This window comes from Burkholderia sp. Bp9016, assembly GCF_003857765.1.
Taxonomy (GTDB): Bacteria; Pseudomonadota; Gammaproteobacteria; order Burkholderiales; family Burkholderiaceae; genus Burkholderia.
The window spans coordinates 148,916-164,570 of record NZ_QTPY01000004.1 but is presented as its reverse complement, the minus strand read 5'-3'; the positions used below and the strand labels follow the sequence as shown (position 1 = coordinate 164,570).

General features: G+C 67.7%; 13 protein-coding genes. 7 read left to right on the top strand and 6 right to left on the bottom strand.

Translation table 11 applies throughout. The annotated features are described in order from the left end of the window. Window positions 1-75: 75 nt before the first annotated feature. From DIE13_RS06870 to DIE13_RS06860, 3 genes are read right to left on the bottom strand one after another with little or no spacing between them, the layout of a single operon-like run. Complete coding sequence (locus DIE13_RS06870; RefSeq protein ID WP_124826436.1) at window positions 76-1,563, bottom strand: efflux transporter outer membrane subunit; 1,488 nt, start codon at window positions 1,561-1,563, stop codon at window positions 76-78. A gap of 13 nt (window positions 1,564-1,576) precedes the next feature. Beyond that, window positions 1,577-3,163 carry an MDR family MFS transporter gene (locus DIE13_RS06865; RefSeq protein WP_124826435.1) on the bottom strand — a complete coding sequence of 529 codons (1,587 nt, stop codon included), beginning with the start codon at window positions 3,161-3,163 and terminating at the stop codon, window positions 1,577-1,579. Further along, on the bottom strand, window positions 3,156-4,271 hold the full coding sequence (locus tag DIE13_RS06860) for an HlyD family secretion protein (protein ID WP_124826434.1): 1,116 nt from the start codon (window positions 4,269-4,271) through the stop codon (window positions 3,156-3,158). Before DIE13_RS06860 ends, DIE13_RS06865 begins: the two co-directional genes overlap by 8 nt. Before the next feature lie 92 nt (window positions 4,272-4,363). Between DIE13_RS06860 and DIE13_RS06855 the strand changes: the two genes are divergently transcribed. Beyond that, complete coding sequence (locus tag DIE13_RS06855) at window positions 4,364-5,161, top strand: CerR family C-terminal domain-containing protein (RefSeq protein ID WP_124826433.1); 798 nt, start codon at window positions 4,364-4,366, stop codon at window positions 5,159-5,161. A 50-nt stretch (window positions 5,162-5,211) separates the two neighbouring features. Here the strand turns inward: DIE13_RS06855 and DIE13_RS06850 are convergent, their stop codons facing one another. Both DIE13_RS06850 and DIE13_RS06845 read right to left on the bottom strand, forming a co-directional pair. Further along, window positions 5,212-7,692 carry a mechanosensitive ion channel family protein gene (locus DIE13_RS06850; RefSeq protein ID WP_124826432.1) on the bottom strand — a complete coding sequence of 827 codons (2,481 nt, stop codon included), beginning with the start codon at window positions 7,690-7,692 and terminating at the stop codon, window positions 5,212-5,214. 333 nt (window positions 7,693-8,025) lie between these two features. After that, the gene (locus tag DIE13_RS06845; protein ID WP_124826431.1) at window positions 8,026-8,985 is read right to left on the bottom strand and encodes an LLM class oxidoreductase; all 960 of its coding nucleotides are present in this window, start codon (window positions 8,983-8,985) and stop codon (window positions 8,026-8,028) included. Window positions 8,986-9,147: 162 nt separating this feature from the next. On the opposite strand from DIE13_RS06845, the gene DIE13_RS06840 reads away from it, so the two are divergent. From DIE13_RS06840 to DIE13_RS06815, 5 genes are all read left to right on the top strand, one after another. Then, window positions 9,148-9,546 (top strand): lysozyme inhibitor LprI family protein, encoded by a 399-nt coding sequence (locus DIE13_RS06840; RefSeq protein WP_175750654.1) that lies wholly within the window; start codon window positions 9,148-9,150, stop codon window positions 9,544-9,546. A 935-nt stretch (window positions 9,547-10,481) separates the two neighbouring features. Further along, window positions 10,482-11,378: an NAD-dependent protein deacetylase gene (locus tag DIE13_RS06830; protein ID WP_124826429.1), complete on the top strand. Its 897-nt coding sequence runs from the start codon at window positions 10,482-10,484 to the stop codon at window positions 11,376-11,378. Window positions 11,379-11,386: 8 nt separating this feature from the next. After that, on the top strand, window positions 11,387-12,025 hold the full coding sequence (locus tag DIE13_RS06825) for a DUF938 domain-containing protein (RefSeq protein WP_124826589.1): 639 nt from the start codon (window positions 11,387-11,389) through the stop codon (window positions 12,023-12,025). Window positions 12,026-12,122: 97 nt separating this feature from the next. Then, window positions 12,123-13,535, top strand: coding sequence for an NADP-dependent phosphogluconate dehydrogenase (gene gndA / locus DIE13_RS06820; RefSeq protein ID WP_124826428.1), 1,413 nt, complete (start codon window positions 12,123-12,125; stop codon window positions 13,533-13,535). A gap of 200 nt (window positions 13,536-13,735) precedes the next feature. Next, window positions 13,736-14,080 (top strand): DUF4148 domain-containing protein, encoded by a 345-nt coding sequence (locus DIE13_RS06815; protein WP_096504037.1) that lies wholly within the window; start codon window positions 13,736-13,738, stop codon window positions 14,078-14,080. A 102-nt stretch (window positions 14,081-14,182) separates the two neighbouring features. Here the strand turns inward: DIE13_RS06815 and DIE13_RS06810 are convergent, their stop codons facing one another. Next, window positions 14,183-14,503: a hypothetical protein gene (locus tag DIE13_RS06810; RefSeq protein WP_124826427.1), complete on the bottom strand. Its 321-nt coding sequence runs from the start codon at window positions 14,501-14,503 to the stop codon at window positions 14,183-14,185. 399 nt (window positions 14,504-14,902) lie between these two features. Here DIE13_RS06810 and DIE13_RS06805 point away from each other — a divergent pair, with 399 nt between their 5' ends. Continuing rightward, window positions 14,903-15,637, top strand: coding sequence for a peptidoglycan DD-metalloendopeptidase family protein (locus tag DIE13_RS06805; protein ID WP_124826426.1), 735 nt, complete (start codon window positions 14,903-14,905; stop codon window positions 15,635-15,637). Window positions 15,638-15,655: the final 18 nt, after the last annotated feature.

Here is a 15,655-nt window from a genome sequence, read left to right as displayed (position 1 = left end):
ACGCAGCGGCGCCGGCCCTGCCGGCTCGAGCGGCCGGATCGATGCGGCTACATGCCGCTGGCGGTTTGCCGCGCGTCAACCGGCGTTCGTCTGCCATCCGAGCCCGAGGCTCTTCTGCAGCGACACGTAATCCTTGATCAGTTCGGCTTGCCCGGCGATCACGTTCTGTTGGGCGGCGAGCGCTTCGCGTTGCGTATCGAGCAGATCGATCATCGACGCGACGCCCGCGCGATAGCGTTCGTCCATCAGCGTGGCCGAATGCGTGGCCGACGTCTGCACCTTGGTGAGCGCGACGACGTGTTCGCGCTGGTGTCCGTAGCGCTGCAGCGACGTGTTCGCGTCCTGCAACGCGCCGAGCACCGCTTTCTGATAGTTCGCTTCCGCTTCGTCGCGCGACGCTTCGGCTGCGCGCACCGCGCCGCGCGTGCGTCCGAAGTCGAGGATGTTCCATTGCAGGTACGGCGCGCCGACCCACGTGAAGTTCTGCTTGCGGAACAGATGGCCGGGGTCCGTCGCGCTGAAACCGAGATCGCCGAGCAGCGTCACTTTCGGGAAATAGTCGGCGATGTGTTCGCCGATCTGCGCATTGCTCGATGCGAGCCGGCGCTCGGCCGCGCGGATGTCCGGCCGCTGCTTCAGCAGCGCGGCCGGATCGCCGACCGGCACGCTCGCGGGCAGCGCCGGCAACGGCGTGTCCGGCGCCGACAGCGCGGCATCGAGTGTACCGGGTGCACGGCCGGTCAGGATGGCCAGCCGGTCGAGCGACTCCGTTACCTGCGCGTCGAGCGGTATCAGCGACGCGCGCGTGTTCTCGACCTGCGTCGTCAGGCGCTCGATGTCCGCATCGGCGGCGACGCCGCGCGCGCGGCGCTGCTCGGTGAGTTCGAGCATCTTCTGTTGCAGCTCGGCCGTGCGCCGTGACAGCGCGAGCCGTTGCTGCTGATCGCGCAGGTCGACATACGCGGTCGCCACTTCGGCCGCGATCGACACCTGCGTGTCGGCGAGATCGGCGTCGACGGCTTCCGCCTGCGCGGAGGCGGCTTCGACCGCGCGACGCGTGCCGCCGAACAGGTCGATTTCCCAGGTCGCGTCGAAGCCTGCCGAATACAGTTGCAGAGGACCGGAGCCGCCGAGCGATGGGGACGAGCCGCCCGACTGGTTCGAACCGTCCGACGGCAGCAGCGAGGCGAGTGCGCTGACATCCGGCTCGCGCATGCGGATCGCGGCGACGGTGGCCGACGACTTCGGCAACTGGGCCGCGCGCTGTTGCGAGAGTTGTGCGCGCGATGCCCGCAAGCGCGCCTGCGCGACGTGGAGATCGGGGTTGTGCGCGAGCGCGGCGGCAATCAGGTCGTCGAGCTGGCGATCGTGCAGCGCATGCCACCACGCGCTCGGCGCGGGCGCGGCGGTGTCGACGCCGGATGCCGGCGCGCGCACGAAGGTCGGTGCGTCGGGCGCCGCGGGCGCGCCGTGGTAGTCGGGGCCGACGGTACAGCCGGCGAGCAGGCATGCGGCCGCGCACAGCGTGAGTGCGGGGCGGCGGGACAGGGAGAAGGGCTTCATCGCGTAAGACGGTTCAATGGCCGGATGACATCGGTTGCGGGCCGCGCGGCGTTTTCAGCAGCAGCGCGAGCGGCACGCACGCAAGCAGCGCGAGGCCTAGCAGGTAGAAGGTTTCGGAGTAGGTCATCACGATGGCCTGGACCTGGATCTGCTGCGCGAGCTGGCCGAGCGCGCGCATGTTCGAATACGCGAGGTCGCCCGTGTGTGCGAACCAGTTCGCCGCATAGTTCGACAGCCGCTCCTGCCCGATCAGCGAATTGGCCGTCACCGATTCGCGCAGCGCGGCGGCATGGAAGGTCGTGCGCCGGTCGATCACGGTGCCGATGATCGCAAGCCCGATCGAGCCGCCGAGGTTGCGCGCCATGTTGTAGAGCCCGGCCGCATCGCCCGAATCCTCGCGCGCGACGGCGGCCATCGATGCCTGGTTCAGCGGCATCATCGCGAGCATCTGCGCGACGCCGCGAATCAGCTGCGACCACACGAAATCGTGGCCGACGCTCTGCGCGGTCAGGCTGATGTCGAGCATGCAGCTCAGGCAGAACAGCAGCAGGCCGGAAATCACCAGGATGCGGAAGTCGACCTTGCCGAGCAGGCGCGGCAGGATCGGCATCACGAGAAACGCGGGCAGGCCCGACAGCAGCATGATCGAGCCGGCCTGCTCCGCGTTGTAGCCAGCGACGATCGCGAGGAACTGCGGCAGCAGGTACGACACGCCGTACAGCCCGGCGCCCACCGCGGACACGATCACGATCACGCTCGCATAGCGCGGGTTGCGCATCAGCGACAGGCGCATGATCGGCCGCTTTGCGAAGCGCTGCGACAGTGCGATCAGGATCATCCCTGCGAGTGACACGTAGCTCAGCGTCACGATCGTCTGCGATTCGAACCAGCGTTCGCGCTGGCCTTCCTCGAGCACGACGGTCAGCGAGCTCAGCCCGATCGCGAGGCCCGCAATCCCGAGCCAGTCGGCATTGAAGAACGTATTCCATTGAGGCTTGTCCGACGGCAGCCCGAACACCAGCAGCGCCATCAGCAGCAGGCACACCGGCAGGTTCAGGAAGAAGCACCAGCTCCAGCTCACGTTCTCCGCGAGCCAGCCGCCCAGCACGGGGCCGAACAGCGGGCCGAGCAGCACGATCAGGCCGAACAGCGTCATCCCGACCGGCAGTTGCGACAGCGGCAGCCGCGTGCGGATGATCGTTTGCGCGGTCGGGATCAGCGCGCCGCCCGTGAAGCCCTGGCCGATGCGTCCGGCGATCATCATCGCGAGCGAATGCGACCAGCCGCACATCATCGAGAACGCGATGAACAGCGCGGCGTTCGTCAGCAGGAAATTGCGCAGGCCGAACACGCGCGTGAGCCACGCGGCGAGCGGGATCATCACGATTTCAGACATCAGGTAGCCGGTCGAGATCCATGTGCCCTCGGTGCCCGTCGCGCCGATTTCGCCCTGGATCTGCGGCAGCGCGGAGTTCGTGATCGAGATGTCGAGCGTTGCCATCAGCGCGCCGAGTGCGCCGGCGGCAACCGCGATCCAGTCGGTCACGCTCGCGCGGCCTTCGTGCGGCGGCGCGGGCGGGGTCGCGGCGGTATCAGCCATGATGCTTCTCGTTGCCGGCCGAGTGCGTGTCGACGTCGACGGTCACGGACAGACCCGGCAGCAGGTGTTGCACGCGCGCATTCGCGGCGAGGCGGATGCGCACCGGCACGCGCTGCACGATCTTCGTGAAGTTGCCGGTCGCGTTCTCGGGCGGCAGCAGCGCGAACTGCGCGCCCGTGCCAGGCGCGAAGCTGTCGACGGTGCCGGTGAGCGTGTCGTCCGGCAGTGCGTCGATGTGCAGTTCGACGGGCTGGCCGATGCGCATCCGGCCGATCTGCGTTTCCTTGAAGTTTGCGACGAGGTAGATTGCATCCACCGGCACGACGGTCAAGAGGCGCGTGCCGGGTTGCACGTACTGGCCGACGCGCACCGTGCGGTCGCCGACGCGGCCGTCGAGCGTGCTGCGCACGATCGTGTTGTCGAGATCGAGTTGCGCCTGCGCGGCGCTGGCCTGCGCGGCTTCGAGCTGCGCGCGCGCCTGTTGAAGCTGCGCGGTAAACGACGCGATCTGCGTGCGGGCGGCGGCGATGGACGCATTGTTCGCGGCAAGCGTCGCGGCGGCCTGGTCGCGCGTGCTCTTCAGGTCGGCGACGCGTTCGTGCGTTTCGGCGCCGGTCGCCGCGAGCGGCGCATAGCGCGCGTATTCGTCGCTCGCATGCGCTGCGTTGATCCGCGACACCTTCGCCTGCGCTTCGGCCTGTTCGAGGTTCGCGCGCTGCTGGCTGATGTCCGCTTCCGCGCGCGCGATGTCGGCGCGGCGCGCGTCGACAGTCGCGGTCGATTGCGCGAGCGCGACCTGGTACTGACGGACGTCGAGCCGTACGAGCGGATCGCCGGCCTTGACCGTCTGGTTGTCGCGCACGTAGACGTCGGTCACGTAGCCGGCCACCTTCGGCGCGGCCGTCATGTTGTCGGCCTGCAGATACGCGTCGTCGGTGCTCTCGATGAAGCGGCCGACCGTCCACCAGCGGCCGAGCCACACGGTGCCGCCGATCGCCGCGAGCACGACGACGGCAATCAGGATGCGCCGCTTCGAGCCGCCGTTGCGCGGCGATAGTGCGGGTTCCTGACGATTTGCTTTCGAAAGCGGGTCTTGCGGCGTCGACATGCGGGCATCCAATTTATTCCGATCGGAAGAATTATTCCAGCTGATAGAATTGTGTCAAGTAAAATGCTGGCCGATCGAATGACGAGGAATGCATGAACGAAGCGAAGAAGCTGCGCCGCACATCGGCGGCCGGCTACGCGCGCGGCGACGAGACGCGCCAGCGGATCATCGAGGCGGCGATCGAGCTGTTCGGCGAATACGGGTTCGCCGGTGCATCGACGCGCGACATCGCTGCGAAGGCCGGTGTGAACGCGCCGGCGCTGCAGTACTACTTCGAGAACAAGGAAGGCGTGTACCGCGCGTGTGTCGACGCGATGGCCGAACTCGGCTGGAGCGTGCTGGGCCCGGCGGTCGAACATGCGCGGGCTGTGCTGGACGCGGATGCGGACGTCGACGCGCTGATCGACGCGTTCGTCGGCATCCTTCGCATGCTGGCCGACCGGATGTTCACGGTGCCGAAGACGCTGGGGCAGCGGATGTTCTTCGCGCGCGAGCAGGTCGGGCAGGAGCCGGCAAGCGCGACGGAAATCCTGATGAAGCGCGTGCGCAAGCCGCTCAACGACGTGAGCGCCGAGCTGATCGGCCGGATCTCCGGGCGAGCGGCCGACGATCCCGTCACGCGGCTGCGCGCGATGAGCCTGTTCGGGCAGTTGACGGTATTCCATCTCGTGCCGCGCTCCACGCTGCAACTGCTCGACTGGGACAGTTTCGATGGGGAAGGTGGCGCGCTGCTGATGGCGACCATTGCCGATCAGACGCGTGTGCTGCTCGAACACTGGCATGCACAGCGCGGCGCGGCGGGCGGCGGACAGGCCGTCGTCGCGAAGCCGGCCGCGCCGGCGAGCGCATCGAAGCGCGTTCCGCGCGCGAAGAAAACCGCCGCGCGCTGAGCGCGGCGGTCAGTCGTCAGCAGGCGATAGTGCCGCCGGCATCGGCCCGATCAGTCCGGCTTGCGCGCCGGTGCCGCGGGCAGCGGCGGTTCGGCGGCCGGCGTGCCGGTGGCTTGGTCGCCGTGCTCGTTGCCATCGTCGTTCCCGGGCGAAGCAGGCCGCGAACCCTGCTCATACGCGACGAGACTGCGCTGCGGATTCGCGATCCGGATCCCGCGTTCGGCGAACATCACCGCGATCCGCCGGTTGAATTCGCGCTGTACGCCCCAGCGCGCCGAGTCCTTGCACTGCACTTGCCCTGCCAGCGCGATCGTCGCGCCGTCGACCTGGTCGATGCCCCAGTAGCTGAAGTCCGACAGGATGCCGTCCTTGTAATTCGGGTCCTCGCGCAGTGCGGCGCCGATTTCCTTCAACGTCGCGATCGCGCGATCGATGTCCTGGCCGTACGCGATGCTGACCTTCACGGCAGCGTTGCCGAGCCCGCGATTCGTGTTGTTGACGGTCGTCACCGAGCTGAACGGGATCGTGTAGAGCGACCCGTCGCCCGCGCGCAGCCGCACCGTGCGGATCGACAGGTATTCGACCGTGCCGGACACGCCCGCGAGCGTGACCCAGTCGCCCACCTGCATCGCGTTTTCCATCAGCAGGAAAATCCCGGTGATGAAATCCTGCACGAGCTTTTGCGAGCCGAAGCCGAGCGCGACGCCGAAGATGCTCGCGCCGGCGAGCAGCGGGCCGATGTTCACGCCGATTTCGCTGAGGCCCGTCAGCACGACGACGAGCGCGATCATGATGAACAGCAGCGAACGCAGCATCGGCAGCAGCGTGCGCAGCCGCGCGGCCCGCACGAGATTGCCTTCGCGGGTCCACTGCTGCAGGCGCCGCTCGATCGCGATGTTCGCGGCTTCCCACACGATCAGCGCGACGACGGCCGCGATCGCGATTGTCATCAGCGCCGACGCGAGCCGATGGCCGATCGTGCCGCTTTCGAATGCGTGGAAGATCGGCACGCCCCAGATCTGCAGCAGCAGCACGACAGTCACGACCGCGATCACCGCCGACACGATCTGGCGCAGCAGCGGGTAGTAGCGATAGGCGTGAAGGTGAACGAGCGTGGGATCGTCGTCGTGGTGCTGGAACAGCCGCGCGAGCGCGCCGAACACGACGATCGACACGATCCGCATGCCGATCATCACGGCGATCGAGCGGCCGCCGAGCGTGATCAGCACGCGATAGCCGTTGTGGACGTCGAGCGCCCATACGAACCACAGCGCCATCACGACGAATACCGAGGCGGGCGCCCAGGCGTCGGCGAGCGCATTGCCGATCATCGCGAAGGTCGGGCGGTCTTCGCAGGCCGCGCGAATGCGCGCGGCGACCGGCCGGCGGCACCGCAGGATCAGCGCCGAGACCATCAGGTGGCCGACGAGTGCGATGGCCTTCAGCAATGCGACGTGGCCGGCATCACTCAGGCCGAAGTTCGCGGCGATCTCGACCGCGGACGTGCAGACGCCGACGACGATCACGATCCGTGCGATCGAGCGTTGCGCGAACGCGGCCCACGCGTCGCTGATGTGCAGCAGTCGCAGCTGCCGCGCATCGGGCTGGAAGAACAGCCGGCTGACGATCGTCACGAGGCGGCAGATCACGTAGATGTCGATCAGCGATTCGAGTGCGCTCTCGACCGGCGTGCCGGCGGCGTCGAGGACCGACATCGTCAGGCTCGCAACGCCGACGAAAACCAGCAGCGGCACGACCCGCAACGCGAGGCTGACCAGCGCGCGCGGCATCCGGCGCAGCAGGGTAGTGTGGCGGCGCGCGTGGCCGCGGCCTTGCGACGACGTAACAGGCGTATCGGTGTCGTCGGTCTTCGCGGTCGAGTCGGCCGGGGCCGCCGCCGACACTGTGTCGTCGTCGGGCCCGGGCGGCTCGGACCCGGATGGTTCGGCCTCGGTCCGTCGCGACGCTTCCACGCGACGCGCGCTCAGAGCGGCCAGCGCGTGCCGCAGCAGCCGCTTCGCGAACCATTCGACGACGAACGCGGGTACGAGCACGGCGAGGATGATCAAGATCGCGTGCGTGAGGTCCGCACGCTCGTCGGCGCGGACCAGCCGTTCGTGCCACCAGCTTCCGACCGAGCCGACATCGAGCAGCGAGTGCAGCGACTCGTTCAGCGCGCCGCCGATTTCCGCTGCCCAGTGCGCTCCCTGCCGGACGATCATCGACGCGAGCCCGTTCGTCGTGAGCGTGGTGGGTGCAGCTGCCGCCGACGCGGCGCTGGCCGCGGCTGCGCTGCTCGCGGAAACCGCGGGCGTGCTCAACACGCCGACGGCTGCGATCGCGCGCAAGGTCGTCTCGACCTGTTCACGCTCGCGCGGGTTTTGCAGCACGGAAAGCGCTTGCTGCGCCTGTTGCGGCGTCAGCGCGGGCGTGGCGCCGGAGGCGGCCGATGCGGCGGCCGGAGCAGGAGTGGCCGCATGAGCGGCCGATACGACGGCGGCGAGCAGCCAGCCGAGCAGGATATGTCGCATGAGTAGGCATGCGGGCGCGCTTTGACACGCGGCCCGCCGGTCTGGACGATGGACGGAAGTTAACATGATCGCGATCGGAACCGAATAGTTCCGTCGATGAATATTCGAATCAGGCATGCGACTGGTATGGCGGGCGTGTGTGGTCTGCCGGACGATGCGCGTCGGGCGGGAAACTGTCCGGCCGGGAAGGATTGCGGCCCGCTATTCGGGAATCGTGTTCGTGCGCCGGCGCGGCGCGTGGCGCGGTGGCCTCGATGGGGCATGAGCAGCGAACGAAACGTGCTCGCCGTAGATGGCTCCGTCAGCATGAAACTGATTCGAATTCCTGATGAATCATCCGTGGTCGTCATGGAAGATCGGCAGCACGTGCCCGGCGATTTCCTCGATGATCTCTCGGACGGGCCGGTCCGAACCCGGGTTCAGCGTGACGTGATGCGTGCCGGCCGCGCGCATGTCGCGCAGGATGTCGATCAGCGCATGCCGGCCGGTCGCATAGCCGAGCGGCAGCGCGGTGGCCGGCGCATCGCGGTTCGACGCGAGATCGAGCCGCATCGATACGCCGAATGCGCGAAATGCCGGTCGCGGGAGTCGGTCGACGGCCGCGCGCCACATCGAATGGCGGGCGCGCTGCGTGTCCGGATCGCGGTGATACGTCATCCAGCCGATCGAGTTTCGCGCGATCCAGTCGACGCTCTGTCCGCCGGAGCCGACCGCGAGCATCGGCACCGCGTCGTCGCCGCGCGGCAGCAGCGTGAACTCGGGTGCGTCGGGCGGCGCTTCGTCGGGCAGCACGCGCGACGGCATGCCGAGCGCGGTCGCGACGATGTCCCAGTGCCGGCGATACCGGTCGCGTCGCGTTTCCGCATCCACGCCGAACGCCGCATATTCAGGCGGCCGGTCGCCGGAGCCGAGCCCGAGGATGAAGCGCGAACCGGACAGCGCCGCGACCGATAGCGCGCCTTTCGCGATATGCAGCGGATGACGCAGCGGCAGCACGATCGCGCCGCTGGCGAGCACGATCCGGCGCGTGCGCGACGCGAGCGCGCCGAGCAGCACCCATGGGTCGAGATGCCCGACCGGGTCGGGATAGTCGGCGTTGTTCAGCGGCACGTCGCGAATCCACAGTGCGCGAAAGCCGAGCGTATCGGCAAGCGCGGCGAGTTCGATCTGCTCGTTGAAATCCGCGACGGTGTTGCCGCCGCGAAGCAGCGGCAGCGTCAGGCCGATCGACAGCCGCCCGGCCGGGAAGACGCGTTGCGCGACGCCGGCGCGGTCGGGGGTGGGCAAGGGCATGTCCATTCCTTGAAGTCGGGGAGGCGGGCTCGCCACGCGAGTCGTGCCGTGCCCGCATGCTAACGTGTTTGCGCGCGTCTTGCGGTGCGTGCAGCACCGGCAATCGAACGCATCGGCGGTTCCGGCATAATCGGCGCGTTCCGTCATCAGGCAATGATCAGAATGAACGTACTTCAGCAGACGATGGCCGGCCTCGCGGCGAGCGCGGTGCTGTCCGCGGCGACATGCAACGCTGTCGCGGACGAAGCGCCGCGCGCCGATATCTGCAGGACCGCCGAAGAGTCGGGCGTCACGGCCGACATCCGCAATTGCCTCGGACTGAAATACGACGCGGCCGACAAGCGGTTGAACGCCGTTTACAAGACGAAGATGGCGAGTCTCGACGAAGCGGGCAAGCTGAGGTTGCGCAACGACGAGCGCCGCTGGCTCAAGGCACGCGACACCCGCTGCGCGGAGGCGCGGCAGCCCGATGCGGGCGGCACGCTCGGACTGGTCGAACACGACAGTTGCGTCGTCGACGAAACCGAACGCCGCGTGAAGGCGCTCGAAGCCTATCGTTGATCGGAGCGCTTCGGCCACGCGATCGGCTGTAAGAGGATCGTCAGCGTCGCGCGAATCCTCTCGACGCCGCAGCCCGTCCCATTCCTGTAACACTGCCGCCGCGGCAAACGCTGCGTGCCGACGTCGATCGCGCGGGCTTTTTCCCGTCGTTTCACTTTCGAAACGTTAGCGTGTATTCATCGCGGCCCGATTGCCGATGGGGCCATTTCACCTGCCCGCGCGGCCTTGTGCCGCGAAGCATGGTGCGCTCCTTGCATATCCGTATGGGCCGTGAGCGCGATCGCCGGCGGAGTCGGTTCGGCAATCGCTTCAGTGGGTCGGACGCATATAAGACGGGGACAAGAGAATGAAAACACACCGAATCGCAACGCATCGTGTTGCAAACATGAATCGCCGACCCGCCCGTGGATTCGCTTCGCCGCTGATTGTGGCGACATGAGCACACGGCTTTCCGTTCCATCCGATCGAATCAGGTTCGTTCCGGACGACGACGTGCATGCGTGACGCACGAGGCCGACAGGTGCCAGTCGGCCGTCGGGGATGAGCCGCTGGTGCACGCAGATGGGCGAGCATGACTTCCGGATCGTCACACCAATATGCAAGATGCGAGCGCGACGCGTGCATTCATGCGTCGCATGCGCTGCATGGTAGCGACCCGCGCGACATCGGGAAACCGAAGACGTAGTTCAGGGGAAAGGTCCGCCGGCCGCATCGCGGCGGATACGACGACATTGTGCTGTCAGTTGATCCACTACCCCGATGGATCAATTGTTGAAGCGCCCATCGCCATGAGGTCGATGGGCGTCTTTTTTTGATGTGCCGGTGCGCCGCGCGGACCTCCGGCCGGATCGCACGGCGTTCTGTATCATGTGCTGGCGCGCTGGCCGCCCGTGCGGGCGCACGGCCTGCCGGCACCCCGATCACGCACCGCCGACATGAACGATACCGCCTTGCACGACCCTTCATCCGCCGGCATCGAGCCGGCTGCGCTCGATGCGCTGCACACGTTCGTCGAGCGCCATCCGCGGCTGCTCGTGCTGACCGGCGCCGGCATCAGCACGGATTCCGGCATTCCCGGCTATCGCGACCGCAACGGTCAATGGATGCGCTCGCCGCCGATCCAACTCCATGAATTCCTCGGCTCCGACGCTGCACGCCGACGCTACTGGGCGCGCAGCATGATCGGCTGGCCGGTGGTCGGCCGAGCGCAGCCGAACCGCTCGCACGTCGCACTCGCGCGGCTCGGCGGTGCCGGCCGGATCGAGCGGCTCGTTACGCAGAACGTCGACGGGCTGCATCAGCGCGCGGGCAGCGGCGACGTGATCGAACTGCACGGCGGGATCAACGGCGTGACGTGCCTCGATTGCGGCGCGCATCATGCACGCGCGACGATCCAGACCGTGCTCGAAACGGACAACCCCGAATTGCTGGGCGCGCAGGCGGAGCCGGCCGCCGACGGCGACGCGCACCTCGAGTGGGCCGCGCTCGACACGTTCCGCATTCCGGCGTGTCCCGCATGCGGTGGGCTGCTGAAACCGGCGGTCGTGTTCTTCGGCGAGAACGTGCCGCGCGAACGCGTGGCGCTGGCGTCGCAGGCGCTCGACGCGGCCGATGCGTTGCTCGTCGTCGGTTCGTCGCTGATGGTGTATTCGGGCTACCGCTTCTGCGTGTGGGCGCAGGCGCGGGACAAGCCCGTCGCCGCGCTGAACCTCGGCCACACGCGCGCCGATCCGATGCTGACGCTGAAGGTCGAGGCGCGCTGCGCGCCTGCGCTCGATGCGCTGACGGCGCGGCTGGGCGTCGGCGATACCGCGCCGGAGCGTGCATCGTGAGCGGGCCGATGTCATCGCCGGGTGCCCCCGATCCGTCCGCGCGGTTGTCGGCGCCGGCGGCCGAGCGCAACCGCGAACCGATCCTCGACGTGCTGCGCCGCGTGCTGCCGGCGAGCGGCAACGTGCTCGAGATCGCGAGCGGCACGGGGCAGCATGCGGTCCATTTCGCGCAGGCATTGCCGGCGCTGCGCTGGCAGCCGAGCGACCCCGACGCGCACGCGCGCCGCTCGATCGCCGCGTGGGTCGCGCATGCCGGCCTCGCGAACCTGGCCGAGCCGCTCGCGTTCGACGTGCGCGACGCAGCATGGCCGGCCGCGGCGCTCGATGCAATCGTCTGCATCAACATGATCCACATCTCGCCATGGGCGTGCACCGACGCGCTGTTCGCCGGGGCGTCGCGCATGCTGCGCCCGGGCGGCGTGCTGTTCCTGTATGGCCCGTATCGTCGCGAAGGCCGTCACACGGCACCGTCGAACGAAGCATTCGACCTGCAGTTGCGCAGCCGCGATCCGTCGTGGGGCGTGCGCGATCTCGAGACCGTCGTCGCGCTCGGCCTCGATCGCGGGCTCGACTGCATCGAGGTCGTCGAGATGCCGGCCAACAACCTGAGCGTCGTGTTCCGGCGCCTGCCGCACGCCGAGCAATGACGCGCATGCGCGCATCGCGGCCGGGTTTCCACTATCCTTTCGCCTGTGCGCGCGGCCCGGCTCGGGTCGCGCCCTGTTTTTTCCGGAGAATCGAATAATGGGCAAACAAGCAATCGGTGTGATCGGGCTCGCGGTGATGGGCCGCAATCTCGCACTCAATATCGAGAGCCGCGGTTACGCGGTGTCGGTGTACAACCGCAGCCGCGAGAAAACCGACGAACTGATCGCCGAATTCCCCGGCCGCAATCTCGTGCCGACCTATACGCTCGAGGAATTCGTCGCATCGCTCGAAACGCCGCGCCGAATCCTGATGATGGTGAAGGCCGGCGAAGCGACCGACGCGACGATCGCGTCGCTCAAGCCGCTGCTCGAGAAGGGCGACGTGCTGATCGACGGCGGCAACACGCACTTTACCGACACGATCCGCCGCAACCAGGAACTCGCGCAATCGGGCCTGCATTTCATCGGCACCGGCGTGTCGGGTGGCGAAGAGGGCGCGCTGCGCGGCCCGTCGATCATGCCCGGCGGCCAGCGCGACGCGTACGACCTGGTCGAGCCGATCCTCAAGCAGATCGCCGCGAAGGCGCCGTCGGACGGTGAGCCGTGCGTCGCGTACATGGGGCCGGACGGTGCGGGCCACTACGTGAAGATGGTCCACAACGGGATCGAATACGGCGACATGCAACTGATCGCCGAGAGCTACGCGGTGCTGAAGGACGTCGCGGGCCTGACCAACGAAGAACTCGGCGCGGTGTACACCGAGTGGAATCAGGGCGAGCTCGACAGCTACCTGATCGAGATCACGGCGAAGATCTTCGGCAAGAAGGACGACCAAACCGGCAAGCACCTCGTCGACGTGATCCTCGATCGCGCCGCGCAGAAGGGCACCGGCAAGTGGACGAGCCAGAACGCGCTGGATCTGGGCGTGCCGCTGCCGCTCATCACCGAATCGGTGTTCGCGCGCGTGCTGTCGTCGCTGAAGACGGAGCGCGTCGCGGCCAGCAAGATCCTGTCGGGCCCGGCCGCCGCGTCGTTCGACGGCGATCGTGCCGCGTTCATCGAAGCGGTGCGCCGCGCGTTGTACCTGAGCAAGGTGATTTCGTACGCACAGGGCTTCGCGCAACTGCGCACGGCATCCGAAGAGTACGGCTGGAGCCTCGATCTCGGGACGATCGCGAAGATCTTCCGCGCGGGCTGCATCATCCGCGCGCGCTTCCTGCAGAAGATCACCGACGCGTACGCGACGGATCCGGCGCTCGCGAACCTGCTGCTCGATCCGTACTTCAAGGACATCGCCGCGAACTACCAGGCGTCGCTGCGCGACGTCGTGGTTGCCGCGGTGAAGGCAGGCGTGCCGGTACCGGCGTTTGCGTCGGCGGTCGCGTACTTCGACAGCTACCGTTCCGAGCGGCTGCCGGCGAACCTTGTGCAGGCGCAGCGGGATTTCTTCGGCGCGCATACGTTCGAGCGTACCGACAAGCCGGGCAGCTTCCACGCGAACTGGTCGTAACCGGCCCGCGAGGGCGGCATTGTTGCGAAATTCTATTCTTTGAGTAGGGTTTTTGATTACCGGATCCCGGAATTGTTGGCTTCTGGGAAACAGTGTTTTCGTTCTTTCATGGTTTTCCCTAGGGGACGCCGGGACTAAACTCTGTTCCATCGCTGCAGACATGGTGTGTGCGGCGGAGCAAAAAAATTCCGGAGGTAATCATGAAATCGCTGATCGCAACGTTCGCTGCAGCTGCCGTCCTCGCCGTTCCCGCCGTGTCGTTTGCCCAACAAAACGCACCCGTCACCCGCGCGCAGGTGAAGGCCGAACTGTCCGCTCTGCAACAAGCCGGCTACAAGCTGGGAAGCGACCGTACGGACTACCCGGCAGGCATCCAGGCCGCTGAAGCCCGTCTGAACCCGCAACAGAACGTCGCCGCTGCCGATACGACCGGCTACGGCGCACAACCGGTCGCCCAGCAAGAGTCGGGCGCTCCGGCTGTCGCGAAGGCCGGCTGGCAAGTCAAGCGCGTGTCGGATGGCGCACCGGTCTACAAGGGTCGTTAATCGAACGGCCATCCTGGTGGCCTGATCGGACCCCGAAGGACAAGCAGCCCGTCGTTCCGTATCGCGGAACGACGGGCTGTTTTCATTGGCATGCCGGCCGGATCAGTGCAACGGTCGCGGACCGCGTCCGATCGCGGCGAATGGTCCTCCGGCCGGCTCCAGCGCCTGCAGCCACGTTTCGTCGTAGCCGCTGAGCGTGTCGAGTGCTTCGCGCAGCCGCTCGATCGCGAGTACCGGCAGTTCGACGCTGTGGCGGGCGGCGCCCGTCAGGTGCGTGACGCTCGCGAGCTGGACGAGCGCGTCGGCCGCTTCGGCGACGTCGGTGGCGAACAGCAGGTGCCGGTTGAGCAATTCGACGAGGCCGCTGGAACCAGTGAAATCCTCGGCGTTGAGCTGCACGGATAGAAACGTCGCGTTGTTCATGGTGATCTCCTCGTTGTCGCTGGATCGTGCCGCATTCCGCAGTATAGGAGGCGTCCGGCCGGGTGACGGCGGGTAGTTCGACGCCGACTGCCGCGGCCTCGCGGTGCGGCGCAAGCCCGCCGGGCGCGGCTTGCGCGCCGCCGGCACCCGTGCGCGGCGCCGCAAGAATGTTGCCGGAACGCGTGCTTGCCGCGGTCCTGAGCGCGACAAATGGTATCTTTGCCGATCGGAGCGACGCGAAAAAGGGGCCGGTGAGCCCGTTCGCGTCGACGTTCCGCTGTGGAAACTGACGGCCGCGACAGCGGTCGGATACTGGTCGGTCCGGCTTTTTGGCCGGACATCGTGCGTCGCGCGCCGGGGGGCGGTGGGCGGCGCGACGACGCAACTCCGGGAGGACCCTTGAAAAAAAATATTCCGATCCACGATTCCCTGGCGCGCTGGCTGCCGCAGGCGGCGCTCGTCGTCGCGGCCGCCGCGTTGACGGGCTGTACGATGACGCCGTGGACCGACAGCTGGCAGCCGGTGCGCCCGTCGACGCCGACGTCGGTCGCCACGCCGGGCGTGATCGCCGGCTATTACCGCGTGAATCCGGGCGACACGCTCGCGGGCATCGCGGCCGCCTACGGGCAGCGCGTGCAGGACGTCGCCACCTGGAACCACATGGCGCCCACCGATGCCGTGTCGCCGGGCCAGGTGCTGCGCGTCGCGCCGCCGCCTGCCGCGACGTCGCTCGGGCAGCCGTCCACGTCCGTCGCACAACCAGGCTCGCTCGCATGGCCGGCCACGGGCAGCGTCGTGACGTCGTTTACGGCCGGCAGGACGCGCGGCGTCGTGATCGCCGCATCGGGGCCCGATCATTCGGTGCGCGCAGCGGCAAACGGGCGCGTGGTGTATGCCGGGTCGGGCGTGAAGGCTTACGGGCCGCTCGTGATCCTGAAGCATGACAACGGGCTTATCACGGCCTACGGGCACAACGGCAAGCTGCTCGTCAGCGAAGGCGACGCAGTGCGCGCGGGCCAGCCGGTCGCCGAGATGGGGACCGACGCAAGCGGCCGCGCCACTTTCGAGTTCGAAGTCCGGCAGAACGGCAAGGTCGTCGATCCGATGAACTTCCTGCCGCGCAACGGCGGCTGACCGACCGCATCACGACGT